This is a genomic window from Streptomyces sp. NPDC097129, assembly GCF_055668065.1.
This window is the reverse complement of record NZ_JBVOQE010000002.1, coordinates 37,430-55,863: the sequence shown is the minus strand read 5'-3', so window position 1 is coordinate 55,863 and position 18,434 is coordinate 37,430. Positions and strand designations below refer to the sequence as shown.

The 18,434-nt window shown below is 71.9% G+C and carries 14 protein-coding genes; 2 read left to right on the top strand and 12 right to left on the bottom strand.

Features of this window, described 5'->3' with window-relative positions:
• Nucleotides 1-9: 9 nt before the first annotated feature.
• From AC0B9F_RS06120 to AC0B9F_RS06080, 9 genes are all read right to left on the bottom strand, one after another.
• Nucleotides 10-942: a hypothetical protein gene (locus AC0B9F_RS06120; protein ID WP_471999070.1), complete on the bottom strand. Its 933-nt coding sequence runs from the start codon at nt 940-942 to the stop codon at nt 10-12.
• Entirely contained in the window at nt 939-2,435 is a 1,497-nt protein-coding gene (locus AC0B9F_RS06115; protein WP_471999068.1) for an oligosaccharide flippase family protein, read from the bottom strand. The genes AC0B9F_RS06120 and AC0B9F_RS06115 overlap by 4 nt, the downstream gene beginning before the upstream one ends.
• Entirely contained in the window at nt 2,389-3,228 is an 840-nt protein-coding gene (locus tag AC0B9F_RS06110; protein WP_471999066.1) for a YveK family protein, read from the bottom strand. The genes AC0B9F_RS06115 and AC0B9F_RS06110 overlap by 47 nt, the downstream gene beginning before the upstream one ends.
• Nucleotides 3,229-3,279: 51 nt before the next feature.
• The gene (wecB, locus tag AC0B9F_RS06105) at nt 3,280-4,392 is read right to left on the bottom strand and encodes a non-hydrolyzing UDP-N-acetylglucosamine 2-epimerase (RefSeq protein ID WP_471999064.1); all 1,113 of its coding nucleotides are present in this window, start codon (nt 4,390-4,392) and stop codon (nt 3,280-3,282) included.
• Between the two features lie 3 nt (nt 4,393-4,395).
• Nucleotides 4,396-5,655, bottom strand: a complete 1,260-nt coding sequence (locus tag AC0B9F_RS06100; protein ID WP_471999062.1) for a nucleotide sugar dehydrogenase — start codon at nt 5,653-5,655, stop codon at nt 4,396-4,398.
• Nucleotides 5,655-6,425 carry a WecB/TagA/CpsF family glycosyltransferase gene (locus tag AC0B9F_RS06095; RefSeq protein ID WP_471999060.1) on the bottom strand — a complete coding sequence of 257 codons (771 nt, stop codon included), beginning with the start codon at nt 6,423-6,425 and terminating at the stop codon, nt 5,655-5,657. The genes AC0B9F_RS06100 and AC0B9F_RS06095 overlap by 1 nt, the downstream gene beginning before the upstream one ends.
• Nucleotides 6,422-7,588: a hypothetical protein gene (locus tag AC0B9F_RS06090; protein ID WP_471999058.1), complete on the bottom strand. Its 1,167-nt coding sequence runs from the start codon at nt 7,586-7,588 to the stop codon at nt 6,422-6,424. The genes AC0B9F_RS06095 and AC0B9F_RS06090 overlap by 4 nt, the downstream gene beginning before the upstream one ends.
• A gap of 399 nt (nt 7,589-7,987) precedes the next feature.
• Nucleotides 7,988-8,587 (bottom strand): acyltransferase, encoded by a 600-nt coding sequence (locus tag AC0B9F_RS06085; RefSeq protein ID WP_471999056.1) that lies wholly within the window; start codon nt 8,585-8,587, stop codon nt 7,988-7,990.
• Between the two features lie 356 nt (nt 8,588-8,943).
• Nucleotides 8,944-10,821: an ABC transporter ATP-binding protein gene (locus AC0B9F_RS06080; protein WP_471999054.1), complete on the bottom strand. Its 1,878-nt coding sequence runs from the start codon at nt 10,819-10,821 to the stop codon at nt 8,944-8,946.
• Nucleotides 10,822-11,358: 537 nt separating this feature from the next.
• Between AC0B9F_RS06080 and AC0B9F_RS06075 the strand changes: the two genes are divergently transcribed.
• Both AC0B9F_RS06075 and AC0B9F_RS06070 read left to right on the top strand, forming a co-directional pair.
• Nucleotides 11,359-12,774, top strand: coding sequence for a DEAD/DEAH box helicase (locus AC0B9F_RS06075; protein ID WP_471999052.1), 1,416 nt, complete (start codon nt 11,359-11,361; stop codon nt 12,772-12,774).
• Nucleotides 12,775-12,886: 112 nt separating this feature from the next.
• The gene (locus AC0B9F_RS06070) at nt 12,887-13,129 is read left to right on the top strand and encodes a DUF5302 domain-containing protein (RefSeq protein WP_471999050.1); all 243 of its coding nucleotides are present in this window, start codon (nt 12,887-12,889) and stop codon (nt 13,127-13,129) included.
• 348 nt (nt 13,130-13,477) lie between these two features.
• On the opposite strand, the gene AC0B9F_RS06065 is transcribed toward AC0B9F_RS06070, so the two are convergent.
• The 3 genes from AC0B9F_RS06065 to AC0B9F_RS06055 form a co-directional block, all read right to left on the bottom strand.
• Entirely contained in the window at nt 13,478-14,698 is a 1,221-nt protein-coding gene (locus AC0B9F_RS06065; protein ID WP_471999048.1) for a metallophosphoesterase, read from the bottom strand.
• A 175-nt stretch (nt 14,699-14,873) separates the two neighbouring features.
• The gene (locus AC0B9F_RS06060) at nt 14,874-16,472 is read right to left on the bottom strand and encodes a YibE/F family protein (RefSeq protein ID WP_471999046.1); all 1,599 of its coding nucleotides are present in this window, start codon (nt 16,470-16,472) and stop codon (nt 14,874-14,876) included.
• 344 nt (nt 16,473-16,816) lie between these two features.
• Entirely contained in the window at nt 16,817-18,037 is a 1,221-nt protein-coding gene (locus AC0B9F_RS06055) for a S53 family peptidase (RefSeq protein WP_471999045.1), read from the bottom strand.
• Between the last annotated feature and the right edge of the window lie 397 nt (nt 18,038-18,434).

Here is an 18,434-nt window from a genome sequence, read left to right as displayed (position 1 = left end):
TCCCCTTCCTCAGCCGGCCGGCTTGGGGACGATCGGGGTGCCGTCGGAGAACCGGTTGCCGCGCCAGACGTTCCCGGCCCCGCCCTCGTTCCAGGCGGTGACGGCGCCGTAGACGCCGGAGTTGCGGTGGTAGCGGCGGGAGAAGACGTTGTCGGTGACGGTGATCCGCGTCGCGCCCGGCCCGCCCCCGTACAGCGCGTACGCGCCGCCGGCGAGCAGGTTGCGGTCGACGGTGACCTGGGAGACGTGGCCGGTGTCGGCGAACAGGCCGATCGCGGCGGACGCCCCGCGGTCGACGGGTACGCCATTGAGCAGCGTGTTGTGCCGCACGACCAGCCGGCCCTTGTTGCCGCCGCCGCTGATCACCGCGTCGGTGTGCTGCCACTCGCCGCCGGTGTTGCGGAACGGCACGAGGTCGTGGACGTAGTTGTCGTGCAGGTAACCCTGGCCCATGGACAGGGCGTTGCCGAACACGGAGACGTCGCACCAGCCGACCTCGACGGAGCTGGTGCCCATGTTGGAGACGGCGTAGTCCACCCCGCCGTTGTCCGGGCCCTTGCCGGGGACTGCGGTGATGGTGCTGTGCAGGACCTTCAGGCCGCTGTGCCCGGGGCGCAGGTTGATCCCCCACCAGTTGGCGGAGGTGATCCGCGAGTCGACGACGGTCACGTCGTCGGCGTAGATGTCGAGGGAGCCGGTGAGGTCCCAGCCCCTGATGACCGTGCCGTCGGTCCTGACGCTGATGTCGCCCGTGGAATGCGGGGTGAGGGAGGTGCGCGGGCCGGTGGTGCGGGCGTCGGGGAAGCCGGCCTCCCCGGGAAGCGGCGGCTTGGCGTCCTGCGCCCTCTCCGGGGAGGGGGCCGGAGCGGGGTCGCCGGCCGGCGAACAGGCGGCGCACAGCACGAGGGCCAGGCCGGCGAGCAGGAGGCGCAGCCTCGTCATACGGTCTCCGGGGCAGGGGAGACGAGCAGGAAACGGCGGCTCGGCAGGACACACACCACATAACACGCCAGCGCGGCCGTGGCGGTGAGACACACGGCGAGGAGGCCCTCGCCCAGGAGCCGTTTGGCGGCGAGGACCACCAGCGTCATCACCGCGCCCCCGAGGAAGGGCCAGGCGCAGGCACGGGCGAGGGGAGCGAGACCTATCCCGGCCCGGCCGAGCGCGTGCGCGAAGGCGGGCACGACGAGACCGGCGGCGACCAGCACATGGCCCTGGGAGACGCCGACGATGCCGTTCAGACGGGCCCCGGCGACGAGGACGGGGATCAGGGCGACGACCCACAGGCCCTGGGTCAGGATCAGCGAGCGGCGCTGTCCCGCGGCGATGAGGCAGTCGTAGGCGAGTTCGCAGCCGATGCGGACCAGGCCCAGCGCCATCAGCCAGGGCAGCGCGGCCGCCGCGGGCACCCACGTGCCGCCGTACACCAGGTGCACGATCGGGGCGGCCAGGCCGCCGAGCAGCACGCACAGCGGGACCGTCCCGGTGACCAGGACGCCCAGGGCGCGGCTGAACCCCTGCGCGAGCGCCTGCGGGGAGTCGGCGAGACGGGAGAAGCCCGCGAAGGAGACCCGCCGGGCCGCCTCGGAGATGACCCGGACCGGCCAGCCGGACATGTTGAACGCCAGCACGTAGAAGCCGAGCGACACCCCGCCGAGGGTGGAGCCGACGACCAGCGTGTCCACGTTGACGACGGCGAGCGCCAGCAGACTGGCTCCGGCCAGCGGCAGCCCGAACTTCAGCAGCGCCCGGGCCTGCACGGGATCCCAGCCGAACCGCAGGGTGCCGGGCGCGGCCAGCGCGCAGCCGACGAGGGCGGCGACGTTGCCGGCGACCGCACCCCAGGCGAAGCTCATCGCGCCCCCGCCGGCGAACGCCAGCGCCAGGGTCACGGCGGTGCTCAGGACGAAGTTGAGCGCGTCGACGACCATCCGCCGGCCCTGGGCGAACTCCCGGGTGAGGATGGCGGCGGGCACCTGCGCCACGCCGTCGATCACCAGGCACAGGCACATCACGCGCAGCACACCTGAGGCGTCCGGCGAGTCGAGCAGCACCGCGACCGTCGGCGCCGCGGCGAACAGGGCGGCGTACAGCAGGCCGCTGGAGGCGGTGGCCAGGGTCAGCACGGTGGGGGCGAAGCGGCGCGGATCGCCCTCCCAGCGCACCAGGGCCAGGCTGACGCCCAGTTCGTTCGCCGACAGCAGGACCAGCAGCACCGTCTGGGCGATGCCGTAGACACCCCACTCGGCCGGTCCCAGCGCGAAGCGCGCCAGCAGGATGCCGGTGGCGAAGTTGCCCAGCCGCATGACGAGGGTGTTGATCAGGCTCCAGCGGGCTGCGGAGCGGACCTGGTGGCCCAGGGAGGCGGGAGCGGGAGTGCCGCCCGGTTCAGCGGTGCGGCTGTCCGGTGTGCGGACGCTGTCCATGCTGTCCATGCGCGGACTCCTCGTCGAGCGGCTCGGCGGCGGACTCCGCGGTCATGACGGACCGCCCGGCCCTCGGCTGCGTGGCGGACCTGTTGTCGGGGGACCTGCTGTCGGCCGAGCGGGACCAACTGGGTGCGGTCCGCAGGGCCATCGTCTGCTCCACGACCGGCTCGCCGGTCCCGGACTGCGCGGGCCTCGCATCCCGCGGACGGCGGCGCGCCTCCACGAAGAAGACGGCCACCAGGCTCAGCACCAGGCCCAGGACCCCGGCCATGATCATGTACTCGAGCCGGGTCTTGGTCTGCGCCACCGGGTTCTGCGGCGGCACGATCGCCGTCATCCGGATCATGGCCTTCGGGTCGACCCGCTGCTGGCGCTGGAACTGCTCCAGCCGCTCCTGGGCGTACGCCGTCAGGACACGGTCGGCGGACAGGACACCGGCCTTGTCGGTGCCGGTGACGGTGAGCCACATCAGCGGCCCCTGCGCGTTGTCGGCGAGCTTCGCCTCGAACGTGCCGGTCGCGCCCCGGGACTTCAGCTCCCGCAGCGAGCCGTCGGAGTTCAGGTTGCGGGCCAGGCTGTCGGCCATGCCGGTCAGCGAGGTCTGCGTGCTCAGGAACGGGTTGCCGTCGTAGGCGACGGTGGCCTTCTGCGAGTTCAGCAGGACCACCGTGCTCTGCGACTGGTACGTGACCGGCACCGTCAGCGCCACGGCCGCGATCAGCGCCGCGGTCAGCAGCAGTCCGGGCAACAGCACCTTCCAGCGCCTGCCCATGACACGGAAGATCTCAGCGAGATCCATGGTGGTCCCCCCTCGCGGCCCGACGTGCCCCGAGCATAGGGTGCGGGCGGATCATACGGGCAGTGGCCGGTCGGTCGGCCGCGGCCGGGTGCGCGCGGTCCCTCCCTCCAGCAGGACCTCGGCGATACGGTCGCTCGCGCGGCCGTCCCACAGCTCGGGCCGGCGCGGCGCGGGCGGGGCGTCCAGCACCCGGCGCACGGTGGTCACGATCCGCTCCGGATCCCGCCCGGCCAGCACATTGGTGCCCTGCTCGACGGTGATGGGCCGTTCCGTGTTGTCCCGCAGCGTCACGCACGGCACGCCGAGCGCGGTGGTCTCCTCCTGCACGCCGCCGGAGTCGGTCAGCACGAGCCGGGCGCCCTCCTGCAGGGCGATGAAGTCCAGGTACCCGGCGGCCGGCACCAGCCGGACACCCCCGGGCACGCCGGTCTCCGCCAGCCGGCCGGCCGCGCGCGGGTGCACCGGCAGCACCAGCGGGCAGCGCCCGGCGACCTCGCCCAGGGCCTTCAGCAGCCCGGCGAGCACCTCCGGGTCGTCCACGTTGGCCGGCCGGTGCAGCGTGACCAGTCCGTACTCGCCCCGGGTCAGCCCGTACCGGCCGAGGGCACCGGAGGTCCGGGCCCGGTCCAGGTTGGCCAGCAGCGTGTCGATCATGACGTTGCCGACGAGGTGGACCTGGTCGTCCCGGTACCCTTCGGCGCGCAGGTTGTCCACGGCGTCCGGCGAGGGGGCCAGCAGACAGTCGCTGACCCGGTCGGTGACGACCCGGTTGACCTCCTCCGGCATGCTCCAGTCACGGCTGCGCAGACCGGCCTCGACGTGCGCGAGCAGCGGCCCGGCCTTCGCCGTCACCAGGGCGCAGGCCAGGGTGGAGTTGATGTCGCCGACCACGACGACGACGTCCGGGGACACCTCGTCCAGGAGCGGCTCGAACGCGGTCATCACCCGTCCGGTCTGCTCGGCGTGGCTGCCGGAGCCGACGCCGAGGAAGCGGTCGGGCGGCCGGATGCCGAGGTCGGCGAAGAACACGTCGTTCATGGCCGGGTCGTAGTGCTGACCGGTGTGGACGAGGACGACCTCCGCGCCCCGGCGCTCCAGCGCGTCCATCACCGGCTTGATCTTCATGTAGTTGGGTCGCGCCCCCGCGACACACACGACGCGCATGTCTCAGAGCACCTCGATCGTGGGGCCGGCCGTCAGCCGCCGACGGCAGTCGAGGACGAAGGGGGCGTACTCGGCGATCAGTTCGTAGTCGAAGCCGTCGTGGTCGGTGAGCAGGACCACCACGTCGGCGGCCGCCAGCTCCTCCGGCACCGGTTCGACCCGCACCAGCCGGGCGTCCACCGGCAGGTCCTCCACGACGTGCGGGTCCGCCGCCCTGACCTGGGCGCCCATGTCGAGCAGCAGTTGGGAGATGCGCAGCGCGGGCGACTCCCGGGCGTCACCGGTGTTCTTCTTGTACGCCAGCCCCAGCAGCAGGATGCGCGAGCCGTTCACGGACCGGCGTCTTTGGTTGAACAGGTCGCTGATGCGGCGCGCCACGTACTCGGGCATGTGGCTGTTGATGTCGTTGGCCAGCTCCACGAACCGGAAGGACTGGCCGAGTTCGCGCTGCACCCGCCAGGACAGGTAGGAGGGGTCGATCGGCAGGCAGTGGCCGCCGACGCCCGGTCCGGGCGTGAACTTCATGAAGCCGAAGGGCTTGGTGGAGGCCGCGTCGATGGCCTGCCACACGTCGATGTCCAGATGGTGGGCGAACATCGCGATCTCGTTGACCAGCGCGATGTTCACATGCCGGAAGGTGTTCTCCAGCAGTTTGGCGAGTTCGGCCTCCTTGGGCGAACGCACCGGAACGGTCGTGTCGACGAGCTGCCCGTAGAAGTCCCGCACCGCCTTCAGGGACGCCGCGTCGACACCGGAGACCACCTTCGGCGTCTGCTGGAAGCCCCAGACGGCGTTGCCCGGGTCGATCCGCTCGGGGGAGTAGCCGAGGTGGAAGTCGGCGCCCGCCTTCAGGCCCGAGCCGTCCTCCAGGATCGGCGCGAACAGCTCCTCGGTGGTGCCGGGGTACGTCGTCGACTCCAGCACGACGGTGGCGCCGGGGCGCAGATAGCGGGCGAGGGTGGCCGCCGACTCCTTGATGTAGCGCAGGTCGGGGGTGCCCTCGTGCAGCGGGGTCGGCACCGTGACCACGGCGACGTCGAAACCGCCGCAGTCACGCGCCAGATCGCTCGGACGGTAGCTGCCGTCGTCCAGCGCGGCGCGGATCCGCTCCGAGGAGACGTCCTCGACGAAGGACTCACCGGCGGCGAGGCTCTTGATCCGCCGGGCGTCGACGTCGTAGCCGATCACCTCGTGCCCGACCTCGGCGGCCCGCACGGCCAGCGGCAGTCCGACGTAACCCTGTCCAACCACGACGACGCGCATCAGTGACTCCTGTTCGCGGAAGCGGGCGACGGGGTGAGCCGGACGAACTCGCGCGCCGTCATGAGAAGGAAGGAGGCGTTGGTGGTGACATAGCGCCGGCCCAGGCGGCGCGGCTCCTGCAGCGCGCGGTACAGCCACTCCAGGCCCCACCGCTGCCAGGTCCTCGGGGCCCGCCTGGTGACGCCGGCCAGGATGTCGAAGGAGCCGCCGACGCCGTGCACGACGCGGGCTCTGGTGCGGGCGCCGTGCGCGGCGGTGAAGATCTCCTTCTTCGGCGAGGTCATGCCGAGGAAGAGCATCCGGGCGCCGCTGCGGGCGATGCCGTCCGCGATCGCCTCCTGCTCGCGGTCGTCGAAGTAGCCGTTGCGGCTGCCGGCGACCTTCAGGCCGGGGAAGCGGACCGCCACCCGGCGCAGCATCTCGGCGAGCACCTCCTCCTTCGCCCCGAGGAAGTACACGGAGAGGCCGGCCGTCTCCGCCTCGGCCAGCAGCCGCAGGAACAGGTCGATACCGGCCACCCGTTCCGGCAGCGGGGCGCGCAGGACCCGGCCGGCCCACACCACGGCCTGTCCGTCGGCCAGGACGAGATCGCAGCCGGTGACGGCGTCGGCGAGCCGGGGGTCGCGCCGCATGTTCACCAGCTTCGCGGCGTTCACCACGCCGATCTCCAGCTGACGCCCGTCGCGCACCGCCTCGAGGCAGCGCTCCACGGTCTCGTCCATGGTCAGCGGGTCGACCTCGATCCCGAACAGGGACTGACGCGCGCTCATATACGGCCCCCCAGCCAGGCGTGCAGCATCCAGCCGAACTCGTACGGCCGGCACTCGCGGTCCACGGACAGCGGCCGGTACACCCGGTCCAGGGCCGTCAGCCGAAGGTTCGGCGCGACCCGGGTGGCGAGCCCCCGGGCGGCGCGTACGGCCTTCTTCGGGTCGCCCCGGAAGACCTTGCGCCAGGTGACGCCGAGGTCGTCCAGGATCATCGGCTCCCGGTGCGCGGCGCCGGCCAGTTCGGGCACGTCCGTCATCCAGCGCAGGCCTCTGCGGATCGCCGCGCCGAAGTCGGTGCCTCCGGCGTCAGCGAGGTCGAACAGCGCGGTCGGGGCCATCGCGTGCTGATGGACGCTGTAGACCGGGTAGCCCTCCACGACACGGCCGGTGCGCGCGTCGTAGTGCCACCACCACTGCCCGCCCTCGCCCTGCAGCGCGCAGATGCGGGCGGCGCACGCCTCGGACGCGGCCAGCGCCTCGGCGTCGCCGCCGTCGCTGCTCGCGTGCGCCCGGGCCAGGGCCTGCACGGGGTAGGTCTGGTCGGCGAAGCAGCTCACGTGCTCCCGGTACCAGGGCACCAGTCCGGGCCCGGTGGCGTGCAGGAACAGCGGGCTGTCGCCGAGGCGGGCGCGCAGCAGACGGTCGCGGGCGGCGCCGAAGTGCGCCTCGACGTCGGCGGTGTCCCGGGCGGCGGCGAGCGCGGACAGCACCCACGCCGCCTCGACGGTGTACTGCGGCCGGCCCGCTACGTCGAGGGCCTCGACCCGGGCGAGGGCGTCGGAGAGCTTGGGGTGCCCGGTGTCGGCGGCGGCCCACGCGATGAGCGCCGCGTCACCGAGGCTGGTCACCGCGGGCAGGGACTCGATCAGCAGGCCGACGAACTCCTCCGCCGTACGGCCGTCGAGCACCGCACGCTGGCGGTCCTCCGGGAGGAACCGGACGCCGAGCGCGGTGATGGCCGCGTACCGGGTGCTGATCCCGCGCCGCTGAAGGGCCCAGGAGCCGTCGGGGCGCTGCTGCCCCGCCATGGTGAAGGCGAACGCCTCACCGCCGGGCAGCAGCATCTTCGGCAGCCCCGATTCGGCGAGGGCGAGGAGCCGCCCGGCGAGCGTGAGCAGCTGCGGCTCCTCTTGACCGAGCGCCGCGAGACGTGTCGTGGTCATCGTGTGGACACACCAACCCCCCTGTTGTGCACCTACGTGTGATCGCCGGGACGGAGAAGACCGCACGGCGGAAGGAAGACGCCGGACGCCGGTCGTCGAGCGCCCGTCGTCGAACGCCGTTCGTCTGACGCCGAGTCAGGACGTCGATCACGGACCTCGACCACGTGCCTCGGCCACGGACGTCGATCACGGGCATCGATTACGGACGTCGAATACGGATGTCGATCATCGGACGTCAGGCGTCGGAGCGGCGCTCGCTCCTCGCGTCGGACACAGAGGTCACCACCGGTACCCCCCCTGGGCGCTGGTTTGTGTGCTCACTGTGCCCCATCTCCACAGTTCGGACACATGTTATGCCTGCGGATGTTCGAGGATTGGCGTTTTGCGAAAATCAGACAGTCACACGCGCTCGAAAAGTTCGCCGTCCTTCTCGTCGTACAGCGCGCCCGTCTCCGGGCACTCCCATCCGCCCGGCTCACCGTCCCGCTCCACCAGTCGTACGCCGGCCCGCCCGACCCAGCCGATCCGGCGCGCCGGAACGCCCGCCACCAGCGCGAAGTCCGGCACGTCCCGGGTGACCACCGCCCCCGCGGCGACCAGCGCCCAGCGCCCGACGCGCACCGGCGCGACGCACACCGAACGCGCCCCGAGCGACGCCCCCTCGCCCACGGTCACGGCCACGGCCTCCCAGTCGTCCCCGCGCTTGAGCCGGCCCCGCGGGTCCACGGACCGCGGGAAGCAGTCGTTGGTGAGCACGGCCGCCGGGCCGACGAACACCCCGTCGCCGAGCACCGCGGGCTCGTAGACCAGGGCGTAGTTCTGCAGCTTGACGTTGTCGCCGATCCGCACACCCGGCCCGACGTAGGCCCCCCGGCCCACGATGCACCCGCTGCCCAGCCGGGCGTCCTCCCGGATCTGGGCGAGGTCCCAGACGGTCGTCCCGTCCCCGATCGTCGCGGCTTCGTCGACCTGGGCGGTCGGCTGGATCCTGGAACTCATGGCGCTGAACCTTTCTCTCCTGGAGCGGGCCGCCGAGGCCGCGGACCGCGCGCAGGCGGCGGCGGTGGTCGGCGGTACGAGTGCGGGGTGAGCGCCGGGCAGCCGGGGTCGTGGCGAGCCGGGCCGAACGGCCCGTCGTGGTCGTAGCGCCGCTGAAAGTACCGCCCCCGGCCCCGTCGAGCCAGACCGTACTCGGTCAGAACAGGGGTTCGTTTCCCGGCCTGCCGGCACACCAGCAAGGCCGCGGGCCGGGGGCTGCCCGCCCGGTCGGTGGCGGCAGGCAGGTCCCCCTGGCGTGATGCCGCTGGGGGCTTGCACGGGCCGTCGGACGGCGTGGCGGGACACGAAGGGACGCGTTACGGCACCGAGCCGGTCCGTGGCGCCGGAACGCCGTCCGCGGTTGGTGTGGTGAGGCCGTACTGGGCGGCCTGGGCGGCGAACATGCCCTGGTAACGGCCGCCTTCACGGGCCATGAGTTCCTCGTGGGTGCCGTCTTCCACGAGGCGTCCCTGGTCGAGGACGTAGATGTGGTCGGCGTTCATGGTCGCGGCCAGCCGGTGGGTGACGAGCACGACCGCGTGCCCTTCTGCGGCCAGGGACCACAGCTTGGCGAACGCGGCGATCTCCGCGTGCGGATCGAGCGCCGACGTCGGCTCGTCGACGAGCAGGAGCGGCGCGTCACGGTAGCGCGTGCGCGCGGTCCCCAGCTTCTGCCACTGCCCGCCCGACAACTGGACGCCGCGCTCGTACCCCTTGAACACGATCGAGTCCCAGCCGTGCGGAAGGCCCTCGATCAGATCGAGCACCTCCGCTTCCCGCGCCGCATCGCGGACCCGGTCCATGTCACGGGGGCGGTCTCCGGCACCGATGGCCACGTTCGCCGCGGCGGTCATCTCCCAGCGCGGGAAGTCCTGCGCCAGCATCCCGACGGAGGCGAAGACCTGGGCGCGGTGCGCCGCACGGAGTTCGACCGCCTCGCCCGACTCGCCCTCCCACCAGACGTTGCCCTCCGTGGGCAGCAGCAGCCCGGCCAGCACCTTGGTCAAGGTCGTCTTGCCCGAGCCGTTCGCCCCGACCAGCGCCGTCACCTCACCCCGCCGCACCCGCACACTCACCCCCTTCAGCGAAGGGGAGTCGGCTCCCGGGTAGGTGAACGACACCTCCTGCACCCGCACTTCCCGCACGGGCGTGGGCAACGGCGTACCCGTGAGCGGGATCGCGTGCTCACGCGCCACCGCGATGGCGTCCTCCGTGTCCGTGAGGAACAGCAGCTCCTCGTACAGCCGGTTGACCTGCTGCACCAAGGAGGTGAGCCGTGCCGTCGAGGTGCGGATGGCGATCACCGCCGTCCCGCCGACGGCCAGCGGCAGACCACCGCCGGCCAGCAGCCACCACAGCAGCCCGTAGCAGGCCAGCGACGCCAGCCCGGCGAAGGCGCCCGCGACCAGATCCGTCCCGGCCTGTTCCCGGGCCAGCCGCCGCTGCTCGGCCTCCGTCTGCCGTGACATCTCCTCGTAGCCGGACAGCAGCTTGGTCCCCGCCGCGTGCACACGGATCTCCCCGGCCGCGTGCGGGCGGGTCAGATAAGCCAGCAGGGAGGCGATCGCCCGCCGGTGGTCGACCCAGTTCAGGCGTGAGATGTAGTCGCGGCGCGCCGAGCGGACCGCTCCCCATCCCTTCGGCAGGGCGACGGCCAGCAGCATCGGCAGCAGCGCCCAGTGCAGCGACGCCAGGACGACGGCGGCCGCCGCCATACCGATCACCACATTGCCCACGCCGACCGACAGCCGCAGCATGTTGCGGGCGGAGTCGGTGCCGAACCTCCCCGCCTCCAGGACCCGCTGGATCTCCGGCCGCTCGGTCGCCTCCACCTCGACATGCGTGACGGCCGCGTAGTACCGGGCGGAGACCGCGCGCTCCACCTGCGGCTCCAGCCGCCCGGACATGGCGGTCGACCACGCCGACAACAGCGCCGTGGCCACTGCCGTGACGGCCAGCACGGACAGCGACGGCAGAGCGTCGCGCAGCTTGTCCGTGGTCGGGCCGTCGGCGAACAGCCGTGCGAGCACGCTGTTGACCGCCACCAGCCCCCACGCGGCCGTCACGCCCTGCCCGAGCTGGGCCACGACGACCCCGGCCAGCGCCCGCCGGTCGCTGTGCAGGCCGGTCCGCAGCACCATGTCCACCATGCGGGGCAGCGCGGCCGCCATCTGCCCGAACCGCAGCCGCGTCAAGGGCCCTTCGTGACGCACGAAGGACTGGTCGTAGCGGAGTCGTCCGCCGTACAGCTCGCGCTCCGCGTTCGAGATCGTGTCGGTTGTCGTCCTTTTCCCGGCGTCGCGGGACGCACCTTGATGTGATCCGGCTGATGTCAACGCAGGCCTCCGTCGGACGCTCGTCGCTGTGGTCGTCGAGTCCAACGACGTGGCCTGCGTTTCGAACACATGTCTTTCGGTCGGGCTGCGCAGCCCGGGGTGGAGCGGTTCGCTGAAGGTGCGCGATGCACCGACCCGTGCCCCGCAAGAGGCCGTGCCGGGAGACGGTTGGCCGAAACGCCGATGCCCTGTCCGGCGGTGACAGGGACAACCTCTCGAACCGCATCGACACGGGAGCGGTGATCCGCGTCACAGCGAGATGCTGTGCCGTGTGTTAGTGTCATGCGTTTGCGTGGTCGTCGCGGTGGGCGATTCTGCCTGATCGGTTCAGCTTGTGTGCGGGCTGTTCAAGCCTGCCGGGCCTTCCTCGGTACGTTCCCCTGCGGAAGGCTGTTCATGAAGCATCGCGACGACTCCGGCATCGCTCACGGCGGTCCCGCCCAGCCCGGAGCCACGACTCCGGCGCTGCCCCCGGCCGCATCCTTCTCCGGTCTTGAACTGCCGGTGGAGGTGGTGCGGACCCTGAGCGGACTCGGAGTGCGCGAACCCTTTCCGATCCAGGCCGCCACACTGCCCGATGCCCTGAAGGGGCGCGACGTCCTGGGGCGTGGGCGCACCGGATCGGGCAAGACGCTCGCCTTCGGCCTGCCGCTGCTGACACGTACGGCCGGGCGGCGCGCCGAACCGAAGCAGCCTCTCGCGCTGATCCTCGTGCCCACCCGGGAGCTGGCCCAACAGGTCACCGCGGCGCTGGCGCCGTACGCCGAGGCGCTGCGGCTGCGGATGGCCACCGTCGTCGGCGGCATGTCCATCGGCCGGCAGGTCGCCGCGCTGCGTGAAGGAGCCGAGGTCGTCGTCGCGACCCCCGGACGCCTGCACGACCTCATCGAGCGCAACGCCTGCCGCCTGGGACGGGTGAGGATCACCGTGCTGGACGAGGCCGACCAGATGTGCGACCTGGGATTTCTGCCGCAGGTGGTCGATGTGCTCGACCAGGTGCACCCCGACGGCCAGCGGATGCTGTTCTCCGCCACTCTGGATCGCGACGTCGATCAGCTGGTCCACCGCTATCTCCACGACCCCGTCATCCACTCGGTCGACCCGTCCGCGGGCACGGTCTCGACGATGGAACACCACGTTCTGGTCGTCCACGGCCCCGACCGCTACGCCGTCACCACGGAGATCGCCGCCCGTGACGGCCGCGTACTGCTCTTCCTCGACACCAAGCACGGCGTCGACCTGCTCACCCGGCATCTGCGGGCCAGCGGGGTGCACGCCGGAGCACTGCACAGCGGCAAGTCCCAGCCGCAGCGCACACGGACCCTGGCGCAGTTCAAGAACGGCCAGATCACCGTTCTGGTGGCGACCAATGTCGCGGCCCGTGGCCTGCACGTCGACGACCTCGACCTCGTGGTCAATGTCGACCCGCCCACCGACCCCAAGGACTATGTGCACCGGGCCGGCCGCACCGCCCGCGCCGGTGAGTCCGGCAGAGTGGTCACGCTCGTGCTGTCGGGCCAGCGGCGTGAGACGAGCCAGGTGCTGGCCGGCGCCGGCATCGAGCCGACCGTCACCAAGGTGCGCTCGGGCGAGGCGGAGCTGAGCCGGATCACCGGCGCCAAGGCTCCCTCCGGCACCCCGCTCGACGGCGGGCCCGCCGTCCCCCGGCCCAAGAACACCAACGCTCCCTTCCGAGGCCTCGGCACCAGCAAGGACCTCTCCCGGGGCGCCGGCGGCAAGTCGCGAAAGTCCGGCGAGGCCCGCAAGCTCGCCGAGGCCCGCAAGGCCGCCCTCGTGCGCCGCAACGGCTGAGGGCCACTGTCCTGACACCCGCCGGAACACAGCCGAATGATGTTGCCGGCGCCCCGCACCGCGCCCGGCATGACAAGCTGTGCTTGCTCACCCCCGAACCCAGGAGGTCACCATGACCGCAGAACCCGTATCCCCGGAAGGTTCGGAGCCGGCCGCCCCCGAGACGTCCCCTCTGGCGCCGGACAGCGACGGCAACTACGACCTCAAGCGCAAGTTCCGTGAGGCCCTGGCGCGCAAGCGCGGTGCGCAGGCGGACGCGGCCGATGTCGCCGCCAACCCGGATGCGTCGAAGGTGCGCGCGGCGCACGGCCCGGCTGCGAGCCAGCGGTCGTTCAGGCGCAAGAGCGGCGGCTGAGCCGACCGGTCCCTCGTTTCGCCGGAGGGACCTTGGAGCCTTGCGGCGGTCCCGTCGCGAGGCGCCGACACGGCTCGGACGAATCGCCAGGTGCCGGCACCGTGCGCGAACGACGACGGGACGGCGAGCATGCTGCGCTTCGCCGTCCCGGGTCGCTGCCGGTCAGAGGCCGTGGGGGTGGTTCACCGCCCAGTCGGCCGGGGGTGAGCGCGTAGAACGCCGATGTGCCCGCCTCACACTCGTAGATCACCCAGGGCCTGCTCCACCACCGGGCGAGCCTGGTCATCTGTCGACGCCGCCCCCTCAGCTCGAGAGCACCGCCAAGCGGATGTGTTGTTCCGCCCCGTGCTACGGCGACGTGGGCAGGTGCGGGGAGCGGAGGACGAGCAGGGTGATCTCGCTGGGGGCGAAGACGCGGAACGGCGGGCCCCAGAAACCGGTGCCGCGGCTGGTGTAGAGGAGGGTGCGGGCTCCGTGGTGGCTGAGGCCGGCGAGGACGGGCTGGTCGATGCGGACCAGGTGGTGGAAGGGCCAGATCTGGCCGCCGTGGGTGTGGCCGGAGAGCTGGAGGTCGATGCCGGCGGCTGCCGCCCGGTCGATGAACTTGGGCTGGTGTGCCAGGAGCAGGACGGGCAGGTCGGGGTCGGCGCCGTTCAGGGCTCCGGCGAGGTGGGCACGGTGGCCTGCCAGGCCGGAGGACTCGGCGGTGACGTCATCCACGCCGGCGACCACGAGGGTGTCGCCTCCGCGTTCGAGGAGCAGGTGGCGGTTGCGCAGCGGCTCCCAGCCCAGCTCGTCCATCAGGTCGACCCATCCCTGGGCCTCGCTGTAGTACTCGTGGTTGCCGGTGACGTAGACCCGGGCCCGGGTGGCCCGCACGGTGCCGAGCGGGGTGGCCTGGGCGCGGCGGCGTTCGGCGGTGCCGTCCGCGATGTCGCCGGTGTGGCAGACCAGGTCGGCTTCCAGAGTGTTCACCGTCTCGCACACCCGTGCCGACCAGCGGGCGCGATCGAGTGGGCCGTAGTGGGTGTCGGTGATGAGGACGACGCGGGTGCCGTCCAGCCCCACGCCGAGTCGCGGGAGTCGCACGTCGAGTCGGCGCACGCGTGGCACGCGGCGGGCCTCGGCGTACCCCCAGGCGAGCAGTACGGCGGTCACGCCGAGGACGGCCCAGGTGACGATGCGGGCCCGGTCCTGGCTCTCGCCGACGCCGGCCACGGTCAGCGCGAGCCGCAACAGGACGCCGAGCAGAACGGACCAGGTGAACAGGACCCAGCTCGTGCCCAGCAGGGTGTCACCGATGATCGCCGCCCGGTCCTGCTGGCGTCGGCCGTGGCCACGCGCCATCGCGAGCGGCATACCGATCAGGCCGAGGGCGAACACGAGGGTGCCGGCCAGCGTGACGGGCAGCGGCCAGTGCTGGCCGGTGTACAGGAGCACGCAACAGGGCACGGCCCACAGCAGGACGGGCGCGATCAGGGGGATGTAGCGCATCAGGCGGCGTAGTCGGTTCGGCCGCGGTGTTTGTGCTTGACCCTCGGCGGGCTGGGTGCTGCTGGTGTCGGTCACGCTTTCCCTCCCCGGCCGGGCTGCCGTCTCGCGCACTGTATCCGGTCGCCCTCGGGCCGGCCGAACCGGCGTTCATGGAGGCGGCCCCCCAACTCGATATCCCGGATGGATCTCGATCCTGCGGCCGACCAGGCACTGGATCACCTGGCCGGGACCCCCCTTGAGGAAAGTACTCTCAACGCTTCCGCCGACGCCCGCGCCGGCCGGCAGTCGCTCCGCCGGCCGCCCCAGCCCCGGCGGTGACCGCTTCCGCCTGCGGGCCGGGCCGGTCGGCCGCCACCACCAGCGCGGCGAGCGCGGTCGTGACCGGCACCGAGGCGACCAGGCCGATCGAGCCCACCAGCGTGCGCACGATCTCCTCGGCCACCAGCTCGCTGTTGGCGACCGTGCCCACGCCGCTCTGCGCGATGGAGAAGAGGAGCAGCAGGGGGAGGGCGGCTCCCGCGTAGGCGAGGACGAGCGTGTTGACCACGGAGGCGATGTGATCGCGGCCGATACGGATGCCCGCTCGGTACAGGCCGCGCCAGCCCATCGAAGGGTTGGCGGCGTGCAGCTCCCAGACGGCTGAGGTCTGCGTCACGGTGACGTCGTCGAGCACACCGAGCGAGCCGATGATGACGCCGGCGAGCAGCAGACCGCTCATGTCGAGCTTCGGGTACAGGCCATGGATCAGGCCGGTGCTGTCGTCGGTGTTGCCGGTGAGGGCGGCCCAGCCGATGAACGCCGAGCCCAGGACGCCGATCAGTGCCAGCGAGAGCAGCGTGCCGAGCACCGCCACGGAGGTGCGGGCCGACAGGCCGTGGCACATGTACAGGGCGATCAGCATGATGGCGCTCGACCCGATCACCGCCACCAGGAGCGGGTTCGAGCCCTGCAGGACCGCCGGCAGGACGAAGAAGTTCAGTACCAGGAAGCTGATGGCCAGCGCGACCAGAGCCATCACGCCGCGCAGCCGGCCGACCACGACGACGGCGAGGGCGAAGATGCCGGCCAGCAGGCCCATCGGGAAGCGCCGGTTGACGTCGGCGACCGAGTACTGCAGGTCCTTGGGCGCGGAGGGTTCGTATGCGGCGACGACCTTCTCGCCCTGGTGCAGTTGTCGCGGCTGGTCGGGCTGCACGATTTCGGTGAAGGTACGGCCCTTGTCCTTGCCGGTGTCGACCTGGATCGTGGCTTTGTGGCAGGTGCCGTTCGCCTGTTGCTGTGCCGAGTTGCCCTCGGCGGTGGAGGTGTCGCCGGTGGGGGTCTCGGCGGAGGCGTTCACCGACTTGCAGCTCACTTCGACGACCTTGGTGACCGTCGCCTGCTGGGTCTGCTGGTCGAAACCGACACCAGTGCGCTTGTGCGGCGGGGCGTCGCCCGGCCACAGCACCACGAGCCCCACCACTACCGCGGCGGTGAAGGGGATCAGGATCGCCGCGATGACCTTGCGCAGGTGCCGGGAGACGGGCGCGGCAGGGCCATGGCTGTGGCTGTGTCCGTGGGTGTGCGCCCCTGCCCGACTGCCGGCGTCCAGACCGTGTCCGTGAGCGGAGCCATGTCCGGCGCCGGTCACTGGTGCGTGCCCGTGGTCAATCGCCTGGGAGGGGAGGTGGCCCGTGCCTGCGCCGGGTCCGTGGCCGGCGTGAGGTATCGGCTCAGGAGGATTCCCGTACCCGTACCCGTACCCGTACCCGTAGGCGTGGCTCTGCTCGCTCGCACGGCCGTCTCCGGGGTGAGGCGGGTCGCCGACCCGGTTCCAGTCTCCAGCACTCTGCCGGTCAGCGGTTCCCATGCCGTCTCCCTCGCGGTCGCCAGTCCCCCCTCCGGAGCCGCTCCTGCGCGGCGGCTCTGGGGAAGGGTACGGGAACGGTCCTGCCGTGGTCCCGGTCCGACCGCCGCCGGACTGGGCACGACCCCGGCTTCGTCCCGAGCGGCCAGACGCCGCGAGCAGGTCACGTCCGCGCCCGGGCCCAGCTTTCCTCGCAGGTATCCCACTGGATGCGCCGGCGGCCCGCGCCGACGCTGTCGCCGACTCCGGACCCGGTCGCGGAGGACCAGAAACGCCGCCAAAGGGTGGCGGCGGTCCTGGTCCCCCGCATGCTGCGAACTGCCGACCGGCTCAGTTCACAGCGCCGTTCAGCCGGTGAAGGCGGCGGTGCCGTTGGGGACGCCGAGCCCGGACGGGCCGTCGTAGCCGGTGGTGCCGGTGCACAGGTAGGAGCCGCCGCAGCTGCCGTTGGAGCCGCTGGTGACGTCGTACAGCGCCGAGGTGTGCGCGTAGGGGAAGGAGGCCGGGGTGGAGCCGGCGGACGGGGCGCCGCCCAGGGCGTAGGTCGCCGCGATCAGCGGGGACGAGGCGCTGGTGCCGCCGAAGACCATCCAGCCGGTGGCCGAGCGGTAGCTGTCGTAGACCGCGACGCCGGTGTTCGGGTCGGCGACCGCGGACACGTCCGCCACGGTGCGGTTGGCGCAGCCGGTGTCCTTCTGCCAGCTGGGCTTGGCGTCGTAGGCGGAGCAGCCGGAGCCGGCTCCGCTCCACACGGTGTCGGTCCAGCCGCGCGTGTTCGAGGCGGTCGTCAGGGACGTGCCGCCCACCGCCGTCACATACTTGGACGCGGCCGGGTATTCCACGCCGTAGCCGTTGTCGCCGGAGGACACGGTGATGGCGACGCCCGGGTGGTTGAAGTACGAGGAGTCGTACGTCGCGTCGCTCGACGACTCCGAGCCGCCGTAGCTGTTGGAGACGAACTTCGCACCCAGTCGCACCGCGGTGTTCACGGCCGTGCCCAGGTTGGTCATGCTGGCCGAACTGCTCTCGACCAGCAGGATCTTGCAGTTCGGGCAGGCCGCGCTGACCATGTCGAGGTCGAGGGAGATCTCCTCGGCCCAGCCGGAGTCGCCGCGCGGGTAACTGGTGCTGCCGTTCTGGTTCACCTTCTTGAAGCAGCCGTTGGCGGTGGTGCAGGAGGGCAGGCCGTACTGGGAGCGGTAGACGGCGAGGTCGGCCTCGGCGTTCGGGTCGTCGTAGGCGTCGACGATCGCCACCGTCTGGCCCGAACCCGCGCTCGCGGACGGCAGTTTGTACGCCGCCTGCAGCGAGGCGGGGCCGTAGCCGGAGGGAGCGGCGGCCGCGGTCAGGGCGCTCTCGGCGTGGGCCGATTTCGGGGTGCCCGCGGTGACCTGCAGGGCGTTGCAGGCCATCTCGCCCTTCTTCGTCGGGGCGGCGCAGGCGTGGGCGACGGTGACCCCGTGGGACGGGGAGGTGGTGGACTGGGCTGCCTGGCCGGCGGGGGCGGCCAGGGCCAGAGCGGCCGTGGCGAGCGTGGCCACGGCGGTGAGGGAAACGGTTCTGCGCAACGTACGTCCTCCGCATGGTGGGTGAACCGGGAAGGGCTGTGGGGGGTGCGCGATACGACCTCGGCGCGGGGTGTGCACCGTGGCCGCGCAGACCGTATGAATGTCGGGGCCACGACAACAAGACGGCAATTGAAACCGGAACGTTCCTTTGCCTTTCCTGGGGCGTTCATATGCTGCTGCTGGGGGAGTCGTGGCCGAAATTCGCCCCGACCGTGGCTTGACGGAACCCGGGTGACGCTTCATCCAGAGTTCACGCGAGCGCACGGTGCACACGATGATGAGCGCGGTTGAACGCCTGTGCTGTGGCCGCCGTAGTCAGGGTGAGGTATTCCCGCAAACGCTGCCCGCCGGAGGTGCCGTACCCGTGGCCACCACGAGATCAGCCCCCACCATCGGG

Bases quoted from the DNA above. Each gene is read 5' to 3' on its own strand.
- AC0B9F_RS06115 (WP_471999068.1), bottom strand. From the start codon at position 2,435: ATGGACAGCATGGACAGCGTCCGCACACCGGACAGCCGCACCGCTGAA.
- AC0B9F_RS06060 (WP_471999046.1), bottom strand. From the start codon at position 16,472: ATGGGAACCGCTGACCGGCAGAGTGCTGGAGACTGGAACCGGGTCGGC.
- AC0B9F_RS06100 (WP_471999062.1), bottom strand. From the start codon at position 5,655: ATGCGCGTCGTCGTGGTTGGACAGGGTTACGTCGGACTGCCGCTGGCC.
- AC0B9F_RS06090 (WP_471999058.1), bottom strand. From the start codon at position 7,588: ATGACCACGACACGTCTCGCGGCGCTCGGTCAAGAGGAGCCGCAGCTG.
- AC0B9F_RS06120 (WP_471999070.1), bottom strand. From the start codon at position 942: ATGACGAGGCTGCGCCTCCTGCTCGCCGGCCTGGCCCTCGTGCTGTGC.
- AC0B9F_RS06095 (WP_471999060.1), bottom strand. From the start codon at position 6,425: ATGAGCGCGCGTCAGTCCCTGTTCGGGATCGAGGTCGACCCGCTGACC.
- wecB (WP_471999064.1), bottom strand. From the start codon at position 4,392: ATGCGCGTCGTGTGTGTCGCGGGGGCGCGACCCAACTACATGAAGATC.
- AC0B9F_RS06070 (WP_471999050.1), top strand. From the start codon at position 12,887: ATGACCGCAGAACCCGTATCCCCGGAAGGTTCGGAGCCGGCCGCCCCC.
- AC0B9F_RS06110 (WP_471999066.1), bottom strand. From the start codon at position 3,228: ATGGATCTCGCTGAGATCTTCCGTGTCATGGGCAGGCGCTGGAAGGTG.
- AC0B9F_RS06075 (WP_471999052.1), top strand. From the start codon at position 11,359: ATGAAGCATCGCGACGACTCCGGCATCGCTCACGGCGGTCCCGCCCAG.
- AC0B9F_RS06085 (WP_471999056.1), bottom strand. From the start codon at position 8,587: ATGAGTTCCAGGATCCAGCCGACCGCCCAGGTCGACGAAGCCGCGACG.